Genomic DNA, 20,084 nt, shown 5'->3' with positions numbered 1-20,084 from the left:
GGCAGAGGGAGAAAACGAGAGGAATTTTCACAGGGAGCTGAGTGAAGCGGAATACACTGCGTCAGGCAGAGGAACTCTTTGCCGCGTGCAATAGCATCCGTATTTCAAAGAAAAAAGAATGGCGCACCCGAAGAGATTCGAACTCCTGACCCCCAGATTCGTAGTCTGGTGCTCTATCCAGCTGAGCTACGGGTGCGTCTGTCAGCGGTGTGTTCCGCTGGCGTGGCGATCCTCTAAAGGCTGCCGAGAAGGATTGCAAGCGATTTTCCCCGGCTTGATGTCATTTTATCTTCGCAAATTCATCAATCCGTTGTTTTCAAATAACAATTACTCACGCCCTGGCGCGATAGTCCTCCAAAGAGACCGGACGGTCGGGAATTTCGATACGGAATTGCGTGCCCGGACCTGGTTTTTCAACGAGCGCGATCGTACCGCCATGCGCCAGCACCAACTCGCGCGCAATGACCAGCCCCAACCCTGTTCCGCCAGAACGTGCAGAGCCCCTGAAGGCCGAGAAGAGATTCTCCCGCGCCTTGCGCGGCATGCCCGGCCCGGTGTCATCAACGGTGATGCTGACAACGCTGCCGAGGCGATGTGCCGTCAGCGTGACCCGCCGCACAGCTTTCGGATCATTCGCATCATGCGTGAGCAACGCCTGGACGGCGTTACGGCACAAATTGTGGACCACGCGGAAAATCTGCTCCCCGTCGCAATCGACCTCCACGCCTTCCGAGATCTGTTCGACGAATTCTATGCCCGAGTCAGGATCGATGGCCAGCATGTCACGCACTTCCTGGCACAGGTCGGTCAGGTTTACCCGTCGGCGGCGCGGAGCAGCTTCCGATGCCTGACCATAGGCTAGGACCTCATTGGTGTACCCGACGGCCCTGTCGATGGTGCGTAGCAGTTTTGGCGCAAAACTTCTGACCATCGGGTCTTCGACATCCGTCAGGCGGTCCGACATCAATTGAGCGGAAGCAAGGATGTTGCGCATGTCGTGATTGATCTTCGATACAGCCAGACCAAGATCGGCAAGGTTCTTCTGTTGCTTCAACGTCCTTTGAAGCTCGACCTGCATTGCTGCAAGATGCCGCCCTGCGACGGCCAGCTCGCCACGAGAACGATCGGCGGAGAAAACCCGGGAAGGGTCATCGGGTCGCTCAGAAAAAAGTTGCATATTGTGTGTCAGTCGCCGGATCGGTGAAATCATCATGCGATTGATCGCGAGGAAAATAAGCACTGCCGTGATCAACGAAATCAACAAGGAGATGAGAAACATCATCTTCGAGTAGATCAGCATATCCTTGCGAAGGGCGTTATCAGTCATGACCAGTTCGATGATCATATCGCTTTCACCAACCGGACCGAAAACACGCATCACCCGGTTGCCACCGAAGACAAGCGTATCCAGCGCATCACGCATCGAGCCTAGCAGAGACGTGTGAGCAAGATCGTATTGAGCATCGATCTCCGGCGGAACCTCGATTGCGGCCAGAAGCCGGGACGTTCCATCCTTGCGCAACGCGATGACCTTTGTTCCGGTCGCCAGCAGCGTGTCGTCTTGCACGGCGCGCGGTAATTCGGCAGGCTGCAACCCGTCGATCACGATGCCCGCCGCGGCGGCAGTATCCAGGCGATCACGAAGCCAGTTCATGCGCATGCTGGAGATTGACGGCATGAAAATCAGGATTTCTGCCATCATGACGAATATGACCGTCAGCCAGAGCAACCGCCCGGAAAGACCGCGCAGGATGGTCGGCATCGGCTCCGGTCCGGCGCCGTCCGGCCATGTCCCCTGCCGTTCCGAGGTGTGAACCTCGCTATCCATACGGATCTCCAATTTCAGCCACGGGTTTCAACTCCGCGTGTATGCGACCATTTTACCGCGTCACCAAGATTTGAACACCCCGCGCAAACGCAAAAGGCGGAGGCAAAAGCCGCCTCCGCCTTAAATTTCGGTAATGTTCAGGCTGGAATTCAGAATTCTTCCCAATCAGCAACGCTTGCCGCTGCTTTGGCCGAGCCACCTCCGCCCAAGGCACGGCTGAGAGCTGCGGTCAGTTTTCTTGCCGGGGAAGCTTGTGGGCGATGAGTAGCTTCGGCCGGCACAAGACGAGGCAAGCGGCTATCTTCCTCGGCAATCCTGAAGTGCGATACAAGACGATAAAGTGCATCGGCTTCGGTAGATAGCTTGCTGGTCGCAGCAGAACTTTCTTCAACCATGGCGGCATTCTGCTGGGTGACATGGTCCATCTGGTTGACCGCGGTATTTACCTCGGCAAGACCGGTCGCCTGCTCCTTCGATGCCACGGCGATCGAATGGATATGGTCATTGATGCGGCTGACGCGCGCTTCGATTTCCGACAGAGCTGCTCCGGTCTTCTGAACCAGTTGAACGCCGCCTGCCACTTCCTCGCCTGACTTGCCGATCAGCGACTTGATATCCTTCGCCGCGCTGGCGGAGCGTTGTGCGAGTTCGCGGACCTCCTGGGCGACGACGGCAAAGCCTTTGCCTGCTTCCCCGGCCCTCGCCGCTTCCACACCCGCATTCAGAGCCAGAAGGTTGGTCTGGAACGCGATCTCGTCGATGACATTGGTAATCTGGGCGATCTCACGCGAGGCCTGCTCGATTCGCCCCATCGCTTCGATGGCATTGCGAACGACCGCGCCGGACTGGATCGCGCTTTCCTTCGCCTCGCCGACCATGGTGGTCGCTTCATTGGCCCGCTCGGTCGAGGTCCTCACGACGGAGGTGATCTGATCGAGAGCGGCCGACGTTTCTTCAAGGGCTGCCGCCTGCTGCTCGGTGCGCTTCGACAGATCATTAGCGGCACTGCTCAGTTCGGACGCGCCGTTATTCATGGCACCGGTGGCATTGCGCACCTTACCCATGGTGGACTGAAGTGTCTGCATCGTACTGTTGACGTTTTCCTGCAGTTCGGCAAATGCGCCCTTGAAATCTCCCCGCATGGCGTCGGTGAGATCGCCATCGGAAAGGCTTTTCACGACGCGGCGCGTTTCCGATACGCCGGCATCGATGCTTTTGACGAGCTGGTCGATATTGCGGGCCACACGGTCAAGGCTTTCGACACCCCATTGCTTATCAATGCGACAAGTGAAATCGCCCTCGGCTGCAGCTTGGACAACGGCAGACATACGCGTCTGCAGATCGTCACTCTTTGCCTTCAAACCCGCCTCGGCATCGGTCATGCGGGCAACTTCCAGGCCGTTCGTCTTGAAGACTTCGACGGCTGCGGCCATGTCGCCAATTTCGTCCCTGCGGCCGGAAAATGGCACGGCGGCATCATAATCACCGTGAGCAAGGCGCCCCATCGAAGATGTCAGCTTAAGGATAGGACCGCTAATCTGGCTGCGTCCAAGATAAAGGCCAAAGCCCAGGCCACCGCCGACACCGAGAATGGCAACGAGAAGAACGGAGTAGAAGATCAGGTTACCGAAGGACGTCATCTCTGCGCTTAACACGTCCAGTTCGGCAACATCTGAGGCAACGACCTTGTCGATCTCCCCCTGATAGGCTTTGCGGTTTGCGCGGTTGGCGTCGTTGTTACCCTGAACATTGGCAGCCTGCGGCCCTTCGGTCGCGCCGAGGCGCACCGTTTCGGTGCGGAATGACTTGAACTCTGTGAAACCTGCCGTGAGCTTGTCGAATTGCGCCTTCTGCGCTGCTGGAACGACAGCGGCCCAATCGGCAATCAGCTTTTCCATGTCGGCGAGACTTTTCGTCACGCCTTCACCAAAAGGCTTGGCGGATGAGACATCCTTCGCCGCATACATACCGCGAGCGTCCATAACCACCGCGGTCACCAGGCGGTTGAGTCGCTCGCCCTTGTAGACGCGATCAGCGATATTAGCGTAGGCGCTCTGCTTGTCATGGTATTCGCTCACTGCGAATACCGACAATCCGGCAATTGCACATGCGACAAGGCTCATCAACCCTACGAGAAGGTTGATCTTTACTCCAATTTTCACGGTAACGCCCTCCAAAGACACCAGAATAGCGCCAAGATCAGCCGCTATTCTTGATGACTGTGAAAATTAGCATAAAATCGTTAATAATGGCTGATCGAAAGCACCACCCGACTTTAGGCGCGCAAGCAAAATTCTCCCGCTCGCATGACTTATTTCGCGATATATTTTCTCACGACTTGAGCCATTGCCCACAACATAGAAAAAACTTCGCCAAAAACACAACCAAAGAAACTACGCCTGACGCGAACTATATTAATAATTGCATTCGTAATCGCTTAAATAATGGATGGCAAAACGGCGGCTTTCCGGTCATCCGGGGCTTGCGGATTGACTTTCGGGCTTAACCTGAACTATATGCCCGCGCGCTCAGGCAGCGGCTCGCAACCTGCATATCCGCATGCCAGCGCATTTTCCGAAACGCTCTTGCTTCGATAGAGGCAATCTTCAAGAAGGGCCGCACACCGCGGCATTAAAAAAATGAAGCGTACCTACCAACCGTCCAAGCTTGTTCGCAAGCGTCGTCATGGTTTCCGTGCCCGCATGGCTACCAAGGGTGGCCGCAAGGTTCTTTCGGCTCGTCGCGCACGCGGCCGTGCCAGTCTGTCGGCCTAACGGCCGACTTGCCCGGACCGGGCAGTGACGACGAGTAAAGACAAGAAAAACACTGTCGGGCGGCTGAAAAGCCGGCCGCAGTTTCTTGCTGTTCGGAAAGGCGAAGCACGCCGCGGGAGAACCTTTCTCCTTGAAGTTCTCGACCGCAAGCAGCCCGATGAGCCGCCACGTGTCGGCTTCACCGTTACCAAAAAGCACGGAAACGCCGTCGAGCGGAACCGGATGCGCCGGCGCCTGAAGGAAGCGGTGCGCAAATCCGCCGGATTTGCAATGGAAAATGGACACGACTATGTGATCGTCGCGCGCAGGGAGGTGCTCGGCATTTCCTTCTCAAATTTGACCGAACAACTTGCAGCACGGATTGAAGGCAGGCAAAAGCCCAAGTCTGTCTCAGGAACCTCCTCCAGGAAAGCATGATGGAAAAAAACCGAAATTACTTCATCGCGATCGGCCTATCGGTCGTCATCGTCCTTGCCTGGCAGTTCCTTTATATGAACCCGCGCATGGAAGCGCAGCAGCGTGCCGCTGAAGCCCAGCAGGCACTGCAGCAGCAGCAAGCCGCGCAAAACCCGACCCCCTCGCCGGAAAACGCCGGTACTACCGCGACGACCGGCAACCTTCCGGGTGCAGGTCAGGCCGAAGCGACCGCGACACGCGAGCAGGCGCTTGCCAAGTCAGAGCGAGTCGAAATCGACACTCCGGCCGTTTCCGGCTCGATCAACCTGACCGGCGCGCGCTTCGACGACCTGAAACTGCGCGAGTATCACGAGACCGTCGATGACTCGAGCCCGCTCATCACGCTCTTCTCGCCCTCCGATACCAAGGAAGGCTATTTCGGCGAAATCGGCTACATCGGCAGCGACACGAGCGGACAGACGCCGGGTCCCGGCACGAAATGGACACTCACCAGCGGCCAGAAGCTGACCACGACCACACCGGTGACGCTTTCCTTCACCAACGACAAGGGCATCGTGTTCAACCGGACGATTTCGATTGATGATCACTACATGATCACCGTATCGGACAAGATCGAGAACCCGGGCTCTGAAGCTGTAACGCTCTCGTCCTATGGCCGCATCACCCGTAACAACAAGCCGGTCACACCGTCCGTATGGGTCATTCATGAGGGCTTCCTCGGCGTTTTCGGTTCCGACGGCAGCCTGAGCGAGCATACCTATTCCAACGTCGAAGAAGATGCAGTCACGAGCGCCAAGGCAACCGGCGGCTGGCTTGGCATTACCGACAAATACTGGGCCGCGACGATCGTACCGCCGCAGGCATTGCCTTATGAAGGCCGATTCACCCACTTCACCGATGGCCAGCCGCGCTACCAGGCTGACTACAAGAGCGATGCGCTGACCATTCAGCCCGGCCAATCGACTGAGCTGAAGAACATGGTGTTCGCAGGCGCCAAGCGCGTTCCGCTCGTCGACCGTTATGCCGAAGAATACAAGATCCCGCATTTCGACCTTCTTATCGACTGGGGCTGGTTCTACTTCATCACCAAACCGATGTTCCAGCTGATGGACTTCTTCTTCCGTCACGTCGGCAATTTCGGTGTTGCGATCCTTCTGACGACCATCGTCGTGAAGCTGATCTTCTTCCCGCTGGCCAGCAAGCAGTATGCTTCGATGGCCAACATGAAGCGCATGCAGCCGAAGATGGAAGAGCTGAAAGCCAAGCACGGCGACGACCGCATGGCGCTGCAGCAGGCAATGATGGCGCTCTACAAGGAAGAGAAGATCAACCCGATCGCCGGCTGCTGGCCGGTGCTCCTGCAGATCCCGGTCTTCTTCGCGCTCTACAAGGTTATCTACGTCACGATCGAGATGCGCCATGCACCGTTCTTCGGCTGGATCCAGGACCTTTCCGCGCCGGACCCGACCTCGCTGTTCAACCTGTTCGGTCTTCTGCCCTACGACGTGCCGCACTTCCTGATGATCGGTGTCTGGCCGCTCGTCATGGGCATCACGATGTTCCTGCAGATGCGCATGAACCCGACGCCGCCTGATCCGACGCAACAGATGATCTTCAACTGGATGCCGCTCGTCTTCACCTTCATGCTGGCATCCTTCCCGGCCGGTCTGGTGATCTACTGGGCCTGGAACAACACGCTGTCGGTCACGCAGCAGGCCGTGATCATGAAGCGCCACGGTGCCAAGATCGAGCTCTTCGACAATCTCAAGGGCCTGTTCAAACGAAAGCCTGCGACAAGCAAGTAAATCAGGAAAACCCCGGCATCGACCGGGGTTTTCTTTTGAGGGCGGTATGGCGCATCTCACCCGAGATGCTTGACATCTGACGCCAAAACCCGGATGCGATCTATTTTCCAGAAGATGCAGAGATAGAAAAACGAATGACCACCAACGACAAGCCTCTGTTCGGTCGCCCCTGGATCTTCATCCGTGGTGTGCCTTCGATGAAGTTCCTGCCGCCGGAAGGCCCTCTGGAAGTTGCCTTCGCAGGTCGTTCTAACGTGGGCAAATCATCGCTCATCAATGCTCTGGTTGGCCAAAAAGGCTTGGCGAGAACCTCCAACACACCCGGTCGGACGCAGGAACTGAACTATTTTGTGCCTGATGGATATTCGGGTCAGGAGGGCGACCTGCCGCCAATGGCTCTTGTCGACATGCCGGGCTATGGCTATGCGCAGGCGCCGAAGGAAATGGTCGATAACTGGACGAAACTCGTCTTCGACTATCTACGCGGACGTGCGACGCTGAAACGCGTCTATGTGCTGATCGACAGCCGCCACGGACTGAAGAAAAACGACGACGACGTTCTGGACCTGCTCGACAAGGCAGCCGTGTCCTATCAGATCGTTCTGACCAAGACGGACAAGATCAAGGAACCGGCCGTGCCGAAGCTGATCGAGGAAACGCTGGAAAAGATCCGTAAACGTCCGGCCGCGTATCCGTTCGTTCTTTCCACATCATCGGAGAAAGGAAAGGGTCTGGACGAGTTGCGAGCTGCGATTGGCGAGGCCGTAACGCTGACAATCTAAACGCCGGCGGGCATGCTCAGAGTGCAAGCCATCCCGACTGGAAAGCCGCGTAGGTCACGATACCGAAAACCAACATCACGCACATTGCACGCCAGAAGCTAATCGAGTTCCAGCATCTTCCTGCAACGGCCAGTTCGCGGCTGAAGCTTCTCTTTGACACAAGAACCGGAAAATGTGCCTGAAGCCTAAGTCGCGCTTTGGGATCGTTATACGGCTCGTCGTAATCCGAAAGATTGTCTTCCCACCGCCGGACCGTTGCCGCAAAAGAGGGATCGCGGGCCATACGCTCCTCGATGCCCCGGCGGGCCTCGGGAGGCAATACGCCCAACACATATTCGCCCGCGAGAACTTGATCTCGTGAACGGTCACTTTCGCTCTGGTTCGGAGTCGTCATAAGTCGCGCGATCTTTTTCCGGTGTGTGTTCTGTGTCTTTTTATTTGGGTACGCAAACAATGCACGAACACCAAAACAGGGTCGGCTTCTCGTTGTCTTCTGTCAACACGCCCGGCATCACTAAACGGTGGGTAACGCGCCTGCGCAATGCGTCATAAAGACAGCAGGGCCACGACGCGGTTATTCCGAAAACTTTGTAGTGATTATTCCTTCTGACAAAAACTTGCGCTAAAAGCGCCCCACCTTTGATGTGAGGGATTTTCATGACGACGTCGGACAGCGAACTCCAGGCCAAACTTCTCGCGCAGGCTCTGCCTTACATGCAGCGCTATGAAAACAAGACGATCGTGGTGAAATATGGCGGCCACGCCATGGGCGATACCGAGCTCGGCAAGGCTTTCGCCGCCGATATCGCGCTTCTCAAGCAGTCAGGCGTCAACCCGATCGTCGTGCATGGCGGCGGCCCGCAGATCGGCGCGATGCTGACCAAGATGGGCATCGAATCGAAATTCGAAGGCGGTCTTCGCGTCACCGACGCCAAGACGGTCGAGATCGTCGAAATGGTTCTCGCCGGCTCGATCAACAAGGAAATCGTCGCGCTGATCAACCAGACCGGCGAATGGGCGATCGGCCTGTGCGGCAAGGACGGCAACATGGTCTTTGCCGAAAAGGCAAAGAAGACGGTTATCGATCCCGACAGCAATATCGAGCGCGTGCTCGATCTCGGCTTCGTCGGCGAAGTGGTCGAAGTCGACCGCACGCTGCTCGACCTGCTTGCCAAGTCCGAAATGATCCCGGTCATCGCCCCGGTTGCTCCGGGCCGCGACGGCGCGACCTACAATATCAATGCCGACACGTTTGCGGGTGCGATTGCCGGTGCGCTGCATGCAACCCGCCTGCTCTTCCTGACCGACGTTCCCGGTGTGCTCGACAAGGACAAGAACCTGATCAAGGAACTGACCGTCGCGCAGGCACAGGCGCTGATCAAGGACGGCACCATTTCGGGTGGGATGATCCCGAAGGTCGAGACCTGCATCGACGCGATCCGCTCCGGCGTACAGGGCGTCGTCATCCTCAACGGCAAGACCGCCCATTCGGTGCTGCTCGAGATCTTCACCGAACGCGGCGCGGGCACACTGATCGTGCCCTGATCTCTCCACGACATCGAATGATGAAGGCGCCGCAAGGCGCCTTTTTTCGTTTCAGCCTGCCAGAAGCCCGAGAATGCCCGCCACGATCAGCAGGCAACCGATCACTTCCATACGGTTGATCCGCTCGTGGAAGAGGAAATACGAGGCCATGAAGGTGAAGACGAGTTCGATCTGGCCGAGCGCACGGACATAGGCCACCTGCTGCAGTGTCATGGCGGTGAACCAGCAGGCCGAACCAAAGACGCTGGCAAGGCCGACCAGCGAGGACGAACGCCAAGTCTTCAGCACCGTGACGATCTCGCCCTTGTCCTTCCATGCCATCCAGACCAGCATGAAGATCGTCTGGAAGGTCGTGACGCAGGCAAGCGTCATGGCCGCCTGCATGATCGAATTGGGGCCATCGAGCGACAGGGACGCGCTGCGATAGGCGACGGCAGAAATGCCGAAGACGGCACCGGAAGCGATGCCGACCAGTGCCGTACGGCTGGCCAGCGCCGTGACGGTATTTTTCCATGACAGGGGCATGCGCGCCATCGAGATCAGCATCACGCCGATGACGCCGGTGATGATTGCGCCGATTGCGCCAACCGTCAGCTTTTCGCCGAGCAGGATGAAGCCGAAGATCGCCGCCTGAACGGGCTCCGTCTTCGAATAGGCGGTGCCGACGGCGAAATTTCTGAGCGAGAAAAGATGGACCAGCATGATGGTGGCAAAGATCTGCGCCAAGCCGCCGATCACCACCCAGATTGCAAAGGTCCAGTTGATCTGAGGGACCGCAAAACCTGCGAGCTGGTGGAGCAGCACGACATAGAGGATCGCTACCGGAAAACCGTAGCCGAAACGGACGAAGCTCGCGCCACGGGTGCCGAGCCTGCCCTGAAGATGCTTCTGCAATGCCGATCGCAGGTTCTGCAGGAAGGCGGCAGCAATGGTGATGGGGATCCAGAGTTCCATGTTTCAGCCGGTATCATGCAGGCGGATTTGTCGCCAAGCCGCAAGCGGCGGCGAGCCGTCGCCTTTTCGATTTTCTTTATCAGCAAGGCAGTGCATAAGCGGGATATGGACAAGAAACCCAAGATCTCAGCCGACGCCACAGATTTTTCAAAGATCCGCGATTGGGTCTTCGATCTCGACAACACGCTCTACCCGCATGACATCAATCTCTTCGCCCAGATCGATGTGAACATGACGGCCTATGTGCAGGAACTGCTGCAGCTTGAGCGAGACGAAGCACGCGCATTGCAAAAGCGCTATTACCACGAGCACGGCACGACGCTTCAGGGCCTGATGCTGAACCATAGCATTGATCCGGACGGATTTCTGGAAAGGGCGCATGCGATCGATTATTCGATACTGGTCCCGAACCCGGATCTGGGAGATGCGATCAAGGCGCTGCCCGGCCGAAAGTTCATCTTCACCAACGGCAGTGTTCCGCATGCCGAAGCGACAGCCCGCGCGCTCGGCATCCTCGACAATTTCGACGATATTTTCGATATCGTCGCGGCGGGTTACGTCCCAAAGCCGGCGGGTGAGACCTATGACAAGTTCGCCAGCCTTCATCGGGTCGATACGGCCAATGCCGCCATGTTCGAAGATCTGCCGCGTAACCTCACCGTTCCGAAAGCGCTCGGCATGCGGACCGTTCTGCTCACGCCGCGCAATCTCGACGACGTGCTGATCGAGCGCTGGGAGACGTTTTCCGACGAGGACGATCACATCGATTACGTGACCGATGATCTCGCCACATTCCTGAAGGGGATCGTGCAGGGCTGAGGCTTGAAGTCCTGGCCCAGCATTACAAAGAATTCATCCACATTACGGGAGTTTAAGTGGTCGCCGGGGCTTGGCGGCCATAGCTTGAGGTCATCGAAATAAAAGGGAAGGAAACTCTCGATGACCGCCAAGAAGATCGTTATTGCGACGCTCGGAGCCGTATTGGTCGCAGGAGCCGCAATCCCGGCATTCGCCGCACCCGAACGGCCTGACCGCGGACCAGGCGGCCGGCATGGCTCTCACGCCATGATGCGTGGCGCGATGATGAAGGACGTGACCTTCGTTCGCCTTTTGAAGAGCGCCGATACCAACAAGGACGGCAAGATCTCCAAGGAGGAAATGGCCGCCAGCCAGGAGGCCCTGTTCAACCAGATCGACGCCAACAAGGATGGCAACATCACGCGCGGCGAGCTTGTCGACTATCGCATCGCCAAACGGGAAGAGTTCGCCAAGAACAATCCGCGCCCCGAAATGGCTGAAAATACCGAGCGCAAGGACGGCGATGGTCCACGGCATGAACATGCCGACCGCGACGATCGACGCCATGACGGCCGACACGGTGAATTCCGAAAGGCCCGCTTCGAGCACCATGGCGGCATGGGCGGCGGTCGCTTCTTCCGGATGATCGACGAAGACCGTGACAACCAGATCACCAAGACCGAGGCTTCAGCTGCCAGCGACAAGCTGTTTGCCCGCATGGACACCAACAAGGACGGCGTAATTTCCATCGACGACCTGCCGGACCGCCCCCTCTAGTTCCCCGCCCCCCGCATAACGGAACTAGCCGTCAGTTGTCGACAAAGGCCCGCCTCTCCCCCGAGGGGCGGGTCTTCTATTTTTATTTCTCGTAGAAATCCTGGATAACTTTCCAGGCTTCGTCGGCGGTCTCGACGAAATTGATCAGCTCGATATCTTCCGGCGCGATCGTGCCGAAATCGGCCAGCGCTTCGAAATTGATGATGCTGCGCCAGAATTTTTCAGCAAACAGGATGAGCGGAATGCGCTCCATGCGCTTGGTCTGGATCAGCGTCAGGGCCTCGAACATTTCGTCTAGCGTGCCGAAGCCGCCGGGGAAGACCGCAACCGCTTTTGCCCGCATCATGAAATGCATCTTGCGAATGGCGAAATAGTGGAAGTTGAAGGAGAGTTCAGGCGTCACATATGGGTTCGGCGCCTGCTCGTGCGGCAGCATGATATTGAGACCGATCGTCGGCGCGCCGGCTTCCGTCGCACCGCGGTTGCCCGCCTCCATGACGCCGGGACCGCCACCGGTGACGACGACGAATTCCTTGTGGTCGAACTTCGCCGAATATTCTCCACAAAGCGCGGCAAATTTTCGCGCCTCATCATAATAGACGGAAGCCGCCTGGAGATTGTTGTGCTGGGTCTCGTTATGGGCGGCCCAGGGCTTTTGGCCAGGCGCCGGAATACGCGCGCCGCCAAACAGGACGACGGTCGATGCGATGCCCTTTTCGCTGAGGATCATTTCCGCCTTGGCGAGTTCAAGCTGCAGCCGCACAGGACGCAGCTCCTTGCTGCAAAGGAACTCTTCGTCGGCAAAAGCAAGACGATAGGAGGGCGACTGCGTCTGCGGCGTCTTGGGCTGGGCGGCGGCGGCATGCTTGTCGGCCGTGCTGTCCTTCAGCGGTTCCCATACCTTGTCTTCACTTCCCCGCGCTTCCGACCTTCTCTTTGCCATGCTCTCGCTTCCTTCCCGCGCCAACCGTGGTTGACGCCAATTCACATTGACGCTTGAGTGGCGGTCGCTTAGAGCAAATGGGACCAAATGACCACCTTCCCAGCCATCACGATACCGCGTGACGTTTAAGGATCTTCCATGAGCAGCTTTGACTTCGCCGCCCTCGAAAAGACAATCGAGACCGCTTTCGACAACCGCGACAGCGTCACCGTCTCGACCAAAGGCGAAGTGCGCGATGCCGTAGAAACCTCGCTCAACCTGCTCGACGCCGGCCAGGCCCGCGTCGCTGTTCGCGGCGAAGATGGCACCTGGACCGTCAACCAGTGGCTCAAGAAGGCCGTTCTCCTCTCCTTCCGCCTGAACGATATGGAAGTCGTCAAGGGCGGCCCAGGCGCTTCCACCTGGTGGGACAAGGTTCCGTCCAAGTTCGAAGGCTGGGGTGAAAACCAGTTCCGTTCCGCCGGTTTCCGCGCCGTGCCGAATGCAGTGGTACGCCGTTCGGCCTATATCGCCAAGAACGTCGTGCTGATGCCGTCCTTCGTCAATCTCGGCGCTTTCGTCGATGAAGGCACGATGGTCGATACCTGGGCAACCGTCGGCTCCTGCGCGCAGATCGGCAAGCATGTGCATCTTTCGGGCGGCGTCGGTATCGGCGGCGTGCTCGAGCCGATGCAGGCCGGTCCGACGATCATCGAAGACAATTGCTTCATCGGCGCCCGTTCGGAAGTCGTCGAAGGCTGCATCATCCGCGAGGGCTCGGTTCTCGGAATGGGCGTCTACATCGGCAAGTCGACCAAGATCGTCAATCGCGCCACCGGCGAAGTGACCTATGGCGAAGTCCCGCCCTATTCCGTCGTCGTCGCCGGCTCGATGCCGTCGGGCAATGCAACGATGCCCAACGGCCTCGCGGCTCCGCATCTCTACTGTGCCGTCATCGTCAAGACCGTCGATGAGAAGACCCGTTCCAAGACGGGTATCAACGAGCTGCTGCGCGACTAATAGAGACCCATCCGATGTCTGTTTCCGATCCGATTGCAAACCTGCAAACGCTGATCCGTTGCCCTTCCGTCACCCCGGCGGAAGGCGGCGCGCTTTCGGCACTCGAAGCGATGCTTGCGCCTCTCGGCTTTACCGTTGAGCGGATGATCGCGACTGAGCCGGGTCTTCCCGACGTCGAAAACCTCTATGCCCGGCTCGGAACAGACGGGCCGCACCTGATGTTCGCCGGTCATACGGATGTCGTGCCGGTCGGCGACGAAGCCTCCTGGAGCCATCCTCCCTTTGGGGCCGAGATCGCCGATGGCGAGATGTTCGGCCGCGGAGCGGTCGACATGAAGGGCGGCATCGCCTGCTTCATCGCAGCTGTCGCCCGTCATATCGAGAAGCATGGCGCACCAAAAGGATCGATCTCCTTCCTGATTACCGGCGACGAGGAAGGTCCTTCCGTCAATGGCACGGAAAAACTGCTGAAATGGACTGCCGAAAAAGGCGAGCGCTGGGATGCCTGTCTCGTCGGCGAGCCGACCAATCCGGACGTGCTCGGCGACATGATCAAGATCGGTCGGCGCGGCTCCGTTTCCGGCAAGGTCATGGTGTTCGGCGTGCAGGGCCATGCGGCCTATCCGCATCTGGCAGACAATGCCGTTCGCGGTCTTCTGCCGCTTGCTTCGGCGCTGATGGACCCGCCCTTCGACGCCGGCACGCCAGAGTTCCCGGCTTCCAATCTGGAAGTCACGACGGTCGATGTCGGCAATCCTGCCACCAATGTCGTGCCGGCCAAGGCAAGCTTCGCCTTCAACATTCGCTTCAACGACACCTGGACTGCCGACACGGTGAAGGCCGAAATCCTGCGCCGGCTGGACGAGGCTGCCTCCGACCAGACGCTGCGTCCGAATCGCCAGCCGACCAGATACGAGATCGTCTGGGCCGAACGCCCGAGCCATGTGTTCCTGACCCGCAACAATGCGCTGATCGGCTCGCTTTCGGCTGCGGTCGAAGCCGTAACCGGCAAGCAGCCGGCGCTATCGACCACCGGCGGCACTTCGGATGCGCGGTTCATCAAGGATTATTGCCCGGTCGTCGAATTCGGCCTTGTCGGACAGACCATGCATATGGTGGACGAACGCGTCGCCCTTGCCGATCTCGAGACGCTGACCCAGATCTACGGAACCTTCCTCTCCCGCTGGTTCGGCGATGCCTCCATTTCCTGAAGTCAAATTCTACATCAGCGGCCTCTGGCTGCTTTTCAAAGGTGATGCGCAGGGCCTGAAGCGGCTCGACATGACCGATCGCGGCATGATGCGGTCGTTCTGGGCCTTCGTCTGGTGCCTGCCGGCCATGTTCGTCTATTGGACTGGGATGCGGTTCGCCTTCCTCTCTGCGAGCACGGAAGGAACCAAGGCAGGTCTCGGTTTTTATCTGAGGCTCTTTATGGTCGAGGCGATCAACTGGATCCTGCCGCTTACGCTGCTCGGCATTCTTTGCCTGCTGCTGAAGACCGAACGCAAGTTCATCGCCATCGTGGTGGCGACCAACTGGCTTTCGGTTCCGATATCCTATGCCTATGCGGTGCTGACGCTGCTGCTGTTTCTCGTGCCGTTTGCAGCTGGCCTCATCGCACTCGTGCAACTCGCCTTGCTGATCGCGACGATCTTCGCCATTTCCCGCTTCGTGCGGCAGATTTGTGGACCGGAGCCGCTTGTGGTCGCAACAACCATGCTTGTGCTGCTGGTGCCGGGCCTCATCGTCGCCGACCTGCTGCAATCCTATCTCGGCGTCTCGCCCTACTGATTTATGCCAACGCAATTCCGGACGAAACCAGTTCCCACTTTTGCTGGAATTGCTTCAAGTGTCGCCGGGATAATCGACCTTCATGAAATAGAGGCCTTCTGGTGGCGCAACCGGGCCGCATTCCTTGCGATCGCGCGCTTCAAGCGCTCTTCGCACATCGTCGGGTGACATCTTCGCCTCGCCGGCGAGCTTCAGCGTCCCGGCGAAGGAGCGGATCTGATTGTGCAGAAAGCTCTGGGCACTCGCGCGGATCTCGATCAGATCGCCTGAGCGCGTCACATCTAGCCGGTCCAGCGTCCTCACCGGGCTTTTCGCCTGGCAATGGGCAGACCGGAAGGTGGTGAAGTCATGATGGCCGACGAGCATCTGGGCGGCGGCGTGCATCGCCTCGTGGTCGAGTTCCTTCGGGACCCACCAGGCCTGGCCAGCCTCGATTGCGAGCGGCGAAGGGCGGGTGATGATGCGGTAGAGATAATGCCGCTTCACCGCCGAAAATCGCGCATCGAAGTCATCAGAGACCTGCTGCACGTCGATGATCGAGACACGCTCGCTCGCCATCATCAGATGGGCGTTGAGCGCATTGCGCAGCTTGAATGGTTTCCACTCGCGAGAAAGGTCGGCATGGACAACCTGCCCCCTCGCATGAACCCCCGAATCCGTGCGTCCTGCACCGCGAACAGAGACGGTTTCGCCGGTCAGCGACAGGATGCCGTTCTGCAGGGCAGCCTGTACGGAATGGCCGTTTTCCTGCATCTGCCAGCCGACATAGGATGTGCCGTCATATTCGACGGTCATGCGGAACCGCGGCATCAGGCAGCCCCAACCGGAAGCGTAGTGCCCTTGGGCAAATGCGTGCCGCGCAGAAAATCATCCGCATCCAGCGGCTTGCCGCCTGCCTTCTGCAGGCGCGTCAGCCGGACGGCGTCTTCGCCGCAGGCAACGGTCAGCGCGTCGTCAAGAATCTGACCGGCGGCACCGCTTCCTTCTCCGATGGCGGACGCGATCACCTTGATGCGCTCCGGCTTGCCGTTGATTTCGGCTTGGAACCATGCACCCGGGAACGGCGAAAGACCGCGAATATGGTTATGCACGTCGCGCGCCGATCTGGAAAAATCGATACGGGTCTCGCCCTTGTCGATCTTGGCGGCGTAAAGCACGCCCTCTTCCGGCTGCGGCGTCAGCGGCAGGTCGTCGGCTTCCAGTTTCGCCATCGCCTCGACCATGGCGCGGGCACCGACGAGCATGAGCTTGTCATGCAGTTCGCCGGCCGTCATCGCTTGCGTGATCTCGACTTCTCTCGTCAGCGCCATCGGGCCGGTATCAAGTCCCTTTTCCATCTTCATCACGATCATGCCGGTCTTCTCGTCGCCGGCCATGATGGCGCGCTGTATCGGCGCTGCACCGCGCCAGCGCGGCAGGAGCGAAGCGTGGCCATTGTAGCAACCGAGCTTCGTGCCTTCGAGGATCGCCACCGGCAGAAGCAGGCCATAGGCCACAACGACCGCGACATCCGCGTCGAAATCGCGAAATGTCTGGCGATCTTCTTCCGTCTTGAAATTCAACGGTGTGAGAACCGGAATACCGAGCAGTTCGGCGGCCTGATGCACCGGCGATTTGGTCAGATCAAGCCCGCGGCGACCGGCCGGCCGAGGCGGCTGGGTGTAGACCGCGACGATCTCGTGGCCGGCCTGCTTGAGGTTCTGCAATGTCGGCACGGAAAAATCCGGCGTGCCCATGAAGATGATGCGAAGTGACATGGGACTTCTCGCGCCTCGCGGACGCGCCTTCCGTTTTCAGTCAGGTAGACCGAGACCTAAACAGCCTTGCCCTTGGCAAGCTTGGTGAACCTCTTGATTACCATGTCACGCTTCAGCCGCGAGATGTGGTCGATGAAAAGCACGCCGTTCAGATGGTCAATCTCATGCTGCAGGCAGGTGGCAAGCAAGCCGTCCGCTTCGAGCATATGTTCCTTGCCGTCGCGCCCGACATATTTCACGCCGATCGTAGCCGGTCGCTCGACCTCGGCATAATAATCCGGGATCGAAAGGCAGCCTTCTTCGTAAACCGAGAGCTCATCCGAAGATTTGACGATCTGCGGGTTGATGAAGACCTGCGGGTTCTTCTCTTCGTCCTCGCGCGACACGTCGATGACGAGCATTTGCTTCGGCACGCCGATCTGGATCGCGGCAAGACCGATGCCCGGCGCGTCATACATGGTTTCGAGCATGTCATCGGCGAGCTTGAGAAGCTCGGCGTTAACGGTTTCGATGGGCGCCGAAACCTGCCTAAGAAGCGGATCGGGAAGGATGATGAGCGGCTTGATTGTCATGCCGCCCCCATAGCGCATCTTTTGCGCCGATGGAACAGGTATGCAGCATGCTTCTTGGCATATGTTCACGTTTTGATCTTTCGTTGCTAATGCAATCTGCTAGAGTGGCGCCATGAGAGAGATCCTTGCCCATATCCTGCCGCCTGATTCTGCACTACCAATCCTACTCATAGGAGCAGTTCTCGCCGTTCTGGCGGTCATCATCGCGCTTTTCGCCGTCCTTCGCGGCGGTCGCCAGCGCGAAGAGATGACGCAGCGGACAGTTGATGCGGAGGCGCGGCTGGCCGAACTGGTGCGGATGCAAGGCGAGATGCACGGGCGTCTCGCCGCCATGGCCGAGACGATCACCAGCCGTCAGGCCGAACTCAATCATGCGGTCAACCAGCGGCTCGATGGCATGACCCACAGGCTGGGCTCGACGATTACCGAACAGACCAAATCGACGCATGAAAACCTGCGTAAGCTGCAGGAGCGGCTGGCCGTCATCGATACGGCACAGAACAATATCCAGACGCTGGCCAAGGATGTCGTTGGTCTGCAGGCGATCCTTTCCAACAAGCAGACGCGCGGGGCATTCGGCCAGGGCCGGATGGAGACGATCGTGGCCGACGGCCTGCCGCACGGGGCTTATTCCTTCCAGTCGCCGCTTTCCAACGGAACGCGACCGGATTGCGTGATCCGCATGCCGAACGGCGCACCACCGCTGGTGATCGACGCCAAATTCCCGCTCGAAGCGTGGACTGCGTTTCGCGAGGCCGCCTCGCCCGACGCACGGCGTGCTGCGGCCCAGCAGTTCCGGCGAGATATGGACGTTCATATCAGGGACGTCTCGGAAAAATACCTGATTGCCGGCGAAACACAGGATACCGTGCTTCTTTTCGTGCCGTCGGAATCGATCTTTGCCGAGATCCACGAGCATTTCGATGCGGTGGTGCAGAAGGCTCAGCGCTCCCGCGTGGTGATCGTCTCGCCCTCCCTGCTGCTTCTGTCGATCCAGGTCATCCAGGCGGTGCTGAGAGACCAGCGGATGCGCGAGCAGGCGCATCTGATTCAGGGCGAAGTCGGCCTGCTGATGGAGGATTTGACGCGGCTAGATGACAGGACGCGCAAGCTGCAGTCGCATTTCCTTGCCGCGGAAAAGGATGTCGAGCAGATCCTCACCTCCACCGAGAAGCTGACCCGCCGCGGCAACCGGATTACTTCGCTGGAGCTGGAAGCGCCCGCGAAAGCCGAGCAATCGGCAGATGCACCGCCGCCGAAATCGGTCGAGAGCCGTACAGGTCTTCTGCGGCTTCGGGTAGTTGACGAGGACTAGTGCCGTCGGGCAGTGTCCGCGCATATCAACACGCATGGCAGGGCACTTCATGATCACCGTCTTCGGCTCCATCAATATGGATCTTATCGCCACAACGGCAGAATTGCCCAAGCCGGGCGAGACGGTTCCAGGTCAGACATTCTCGACGGCCGCTGGTGGCAAAGGCGCCAATCAGGCACTCGCGGCACGGCGGGCTGGCAGCCGCGTAAAAATGTCGGGTGCAGTCGGGAGCGATACATTCGCAGACCCGGCACTGGAACTTCTGAAGGCTGCCGGTACGGACCTTTCTTCAGTTCTGAAGGCTCATGAACCGACGGGAACGGCACTCGTCCTTGTCGGCGGCGATGGCGAGAACATGATTGTCGTCGTTCCCGGTGCCAACGGCACGATCACCGCTGATGAAGCCGTCAAGACGGTCGATGCAATGACCGCGGGCGACATCCTGATGCTGCAGCTCGAAATTCCGCCAGCTGCCGTCGAGGCCGTGTTCAAGGCCGCGCGGGAAAAAGGCGTTACCACTATCCTTAATACCGCACCATTCACGAAAGATGCGATCCGGCTGTCCTCTTTGGCCGATATCGTCGTCGCCAACGAAACGGAATTCGATCTGGTATCAGGCGAACCTGCGGCCAGTGCCGAAGCCCGCATAGCGGCCCTGAATAAGCTGCATTCGGAAAGCGGTCAGACATTCGTCGTGACGCTCGGTGGCGATGGTGTGATCGCCATTCGCGATGGCGAGATCCTGACGGCCAAGGGACTTGTCATCGAGCCCGTCGACACGGTGGGAGCCGGCGATACGTTCTGCGGCTACCTTGCTGCCAGCCTCGACCAAGGCCTGACCTTCGCGCAGGCCCTTCGTCGGGCAGCGGTCGCCGGGTCGCTCGCCTGCCTTTCGCGTGGCGCCCAGCCTTCGATCCCGCTTGCCGAAGCTGTGGATCAGAAGCTGTAAAAACCTCTCATCGGCCTGGAAAACCGGGTCGATGCCTTGTTGCAATTTCAGTCAAATTTAACAGATGCCAGGTAGCGT

20 protein-coding genes and 1 tRNA gene are annotated in these 20,084 nt (G+C 58.7%); 12 read left to right on the top strand and 9 right to left on the bottom strand.

Translation table 11 applies throughout. From position 1 onward, the window contains the following. Window positions 1-119: 119 nt before the first annotated feature. The 3 genes from JZX87_RS08190 to JZX87_RS08180 all read right to left on the bottom strand — a co-directional run bounded on the left by JZX87_RS08190 (window position 120) and on the right by JZX87_RS08180 (window position 3,990). Window positions 120-196, bottom strand: a tRNA-Arg gene (locus JZX87_RS08190). 135 nt (window positions 197-331) lie between these two features. After that, a complete protein-coding gene (locus JZX87_RS08185) occupies window positions 332-1,828 on the bottom strand; it encodes a sensor histidine kinase (RefSeq protein WP_206825028.1) in 1,497 nt (498 codons plus the stop codon). Between the two features lie 149 nt (window positions 1,829-1,977). Beyond that, window positions 1,978-3,990: a methyl-accepting chemotaxis protein gene (locus tag JZX87_RS08180; RefSeq protein WP_206825027.1), complete on the bottom strand. Its 2,013-nt coding sequence runs from the start codon at window positions 3,988-3,990 to the stop codon at window positions 1,978-1,980. A gap of 477 nt (window positions 3,991-4,467) precedes the next feature. Between JZX87_RS08180 and rpmH the strand changes: the two genes are divergently transcribed. The 4 genes from rpmH (at window position 4,468) to yihA (ending at window position 7,606) form a co-directional block, all read left to right on the top strand. Further along, window positions 4,468-4,602 (top strand): 50S ribosomal protein L34, encoded by a 135-nt coding sequence (gene rpmH, locus JZX87_RS08175; RefSeq protein WP_112458319.1) that lies wholly within the window; start codon window positions 4,468-4,470, stop codon window positions 4,600-4,602. 24 nt (window positions 4,603-4,626) lie between these two features. Beyond that, window positions 4,627-5,019, top strand: coding sequence for a ribonuclease P protein component (gene rnpA / locus JZX87_RS08170; protein ID WP_148148342.1), 393 nt, complete (start codon window positions 4,627-4,629; stop codon window positions 5,017-5,019). Continuing rightward, window positions 5,019-6,824, top strand: coding sequence for a membrane protein insertase YidC (gene yidC, locus JZX87_RS08165; protein WP_206825026.1), 1,806 nt, complete (start codon window positions 5,019-5,021; stop codon window positions 6,822-6,824). Before rnpA ends, yidC begins: the two co-directional genes overlap by 1 nt. Before the next feature lie 134 nt (window positions 6,825-6,958). Beyond that, entirely contained in the window at window positions 6,959-7,606 is a 648-nt protein-coding gene (gene yihA / locus JZX87_RS08160) for a ribosome biogenesis GTP-binding protein YihA/YsxC (RefSeq protein WP_210297746.1), read from the top strand. A gap of 16 nt (window positions 7,607-7,622) precedes the next feature. On the opposite strand, the gene JZX87_RS08155 is transcribed toward yihA, so the two are convergent. Further along, window positions 7,623-8,060, bottom strand: a complete 438-nt coding sequence (locus JZX87_RS08155) for a hypothetical protein (RefSeq protein WP_206825025.1) — start codon at window positions 8,058-8,060, stop codon at window positions 7,623-7,625. A gap of 203 nt (window positions 8,061-8,263) precedes the next feature. On the opposite strand from JZX87_RS08155, the gene argB reads away from it, so the two are divergent. Beyond that, a complete protein-coding gene (gene argB / locus JZX87_RS08150) occupies window positions 8,264-9,151 on the top strand; it encodes an acetylglutamate kinase (protein WP_148148346.1) in 888 nt (295 codons plus the stop codon). A gap of 51 nt (window positions 9,152-9,202) precedes the next feature. Here the strand turns inward: argB and JZX87_RS08145 are convergent, their stop codons facing one another. Further along, window positions 9,203-10,105 carry an EamA family transporter gene (locus JZX87_RS08145; RefSeq protein ID WP_206825024.1) on the bottom strand — a complete coding sequence of 301 codons (903 nt, stop codon included), beginning with the start codon at window positions 10,103-10,105 and terminating at the stop codon, window positions 9,203-9,205. A gap of 105 nt (window positions 10,106-10,210) precedes the next feature. Between JZX87_RS08145 and JZX87_RS08140 the strand changes: the two genes are divergently transcribed. Then, complete coding sequence (locus tag JZX87_RS08140) at window positions 10,211-10,924, top strand: pyrimidine 5'-nucleotidase (protein WP_183823524.1); 714 nt, start codon at window positions 10,211-10,213, stop codon at window positions 10,922-10,924. 120 nt (window positions 10,925-11,044) lie between these two features. Then, on the top strand, window positions 11,045-11,680 hold the full coding sequence (locus JZX87_RS08135; protein ID WP_206825023.1) for an EF-hand domain-containing protein: 636 nt from the start codon (window positions 11,045-11,047) through the stop codon (window positions 11,678-11,680). Between the two features lie 82 nt (window positions 11,681-11,762). On the opposite strand, the gene JZX87_RS08130 is transcribed toward JZX87_RS08135, so the two are convergent. After that, window positions 11,763-12,623, bottom strand: a complete 861-nt coding sequence (locus JZX87_RS08130; protein ID WP_206825022.1) for an LOG family protein — start codon at window positions 12,621-12,623, stop codon at window positions 11,763-11,765. A gap of 138 nt (window positions 12,624-12,761) precedes the next feature. Here JZX87_RS08130 and dapD point away from each other — a divergent pair, with 138 nt between their 5' ends. From dapD to JZX87_RS08115, 3 genes are read left to right on the top strand one after another with little or no spacing between them, the layout of a single operon-like run. Then, complete coding sequence (dapD, locus tag JZX87_RS08125) at window positions 12,762-13,622, top strand: 2,3,4,5-tetrahydropyridine-2,6-dicarboxylate N-succinyltransferase (protein ID WP_206825021.1); 861 nt, start codon at window positions 12,762-12,764, stop codon at window positions 13,620-13,622. A 14-nt stretch (window positions 13,623-13,636) separates the two neighbouring features. Beyond that, entirely contained in the window at window positions 13,637-14,833 is a 1,197-nt protein-coding gene (gene dapE, locus JZX87_RS08120; RefSeq protein ID WP_206825020.1) for a succinyl-diaminopimelate desuccinylase, read from the top strand. Then, complete coding sequence (locus tag JZX87_RS08115) at window positions 14,817-15,413, top strand: hypothetical protein (RefSeq protein ID WP_206825019.1); 597 nt, start codon at window positions 14,817-14,819, stop codon at window positions 15,411-15,413. The genes dapE and JZX87_RS08115 overlap by 17 nt, the downstream gene beginning before the upstream one ends. Window positions 15,414-15,467: 54 nt before the next feature. Here JZX87_RS08115 and truA read toward each other — a convergent pair whose 3' ends face one another. Genes truA through def form a run of 3 tightly spaced genes read right to left on the bottom strand, consistent with a single transcriptional unit; the run spans window position 15,468 to window position 17,742 of the window. Then, entirely contained in the window at window positions 15,468-16,223 is a 756-nt protein-coding gene (gene truA, locus JZX87_RS08110) for a tRNA pseudouridine(38-40) synthase TruA (RefSeq protein ID WP_148145959.1), read from the bottom strand. Then, window positions 16,223-17,170, bottom strand: coding sequence for a methionyl-tRNA formyltransferase (gene fmt / locus JZX87_RS08105; protein ID WP_206825018.1), 948 nt, complete (start codon window positions 17,168-17,170; stop codon window positions 16,223-16,225). The genes truA and fmt overlap by 1 nt, the downstream gene beginning before the upstream one ends. Before the next feature lie 56 nt (window positions 17,171-17,226). Next, a complete protein-coding gene (gene def, locus JZX87_RS08100; RefSeq protein ID WP_148145961.1) occupies window positions 17,227-17,742 on the bottom strand; it encodes a peptide deformylase in 516 nt (171 codons plus the stop codon). Window positions 17,743-17,854: 112 nt separating this feature from the next. Between def and JZX87_RS08095 the strand changes: the two genes are divergently transcribed. Next, window positions 17,855-19,057, top strand: a complete 1,203-nt coding sequence (locus JZX87_RS08095) for a DNA recombination protein RmuC (protein WP_206825017.1) — start codon at window positions 17,855-17,857, stop codon at window positions 19,055-19,057. A gap of 49 nt (window positions 19,058-19,106) precedes the next feature. Next, a complete protein-coding gene (locus tag JZX87_RS08090) occupies window positions 19,107-20,006 on the top strand; it encodes a ribokinase (protein ID WP_206825016.1) in 900 nt (299 codons plus the stop codon). Window positions 20,007-20,084: the final 78 nt, after the last annotated feature.

This window comes from Agrobacterium sp. Ap1 (assembly GCF_017313375.1).
Classification (GTDB): domain Bacteria; phylum Pseudomonadota; class Alphaproteobacteria; order Rhizobiales; family Rhizobiaceae; genus Neorhizobium; species Neorhizobium cellulosilyticum.
The sequence above is the reverse complement of the archived record's forward strand: the minus strand, read 5'-3'. Positions and strand labels throughout refer to the sequence as shown.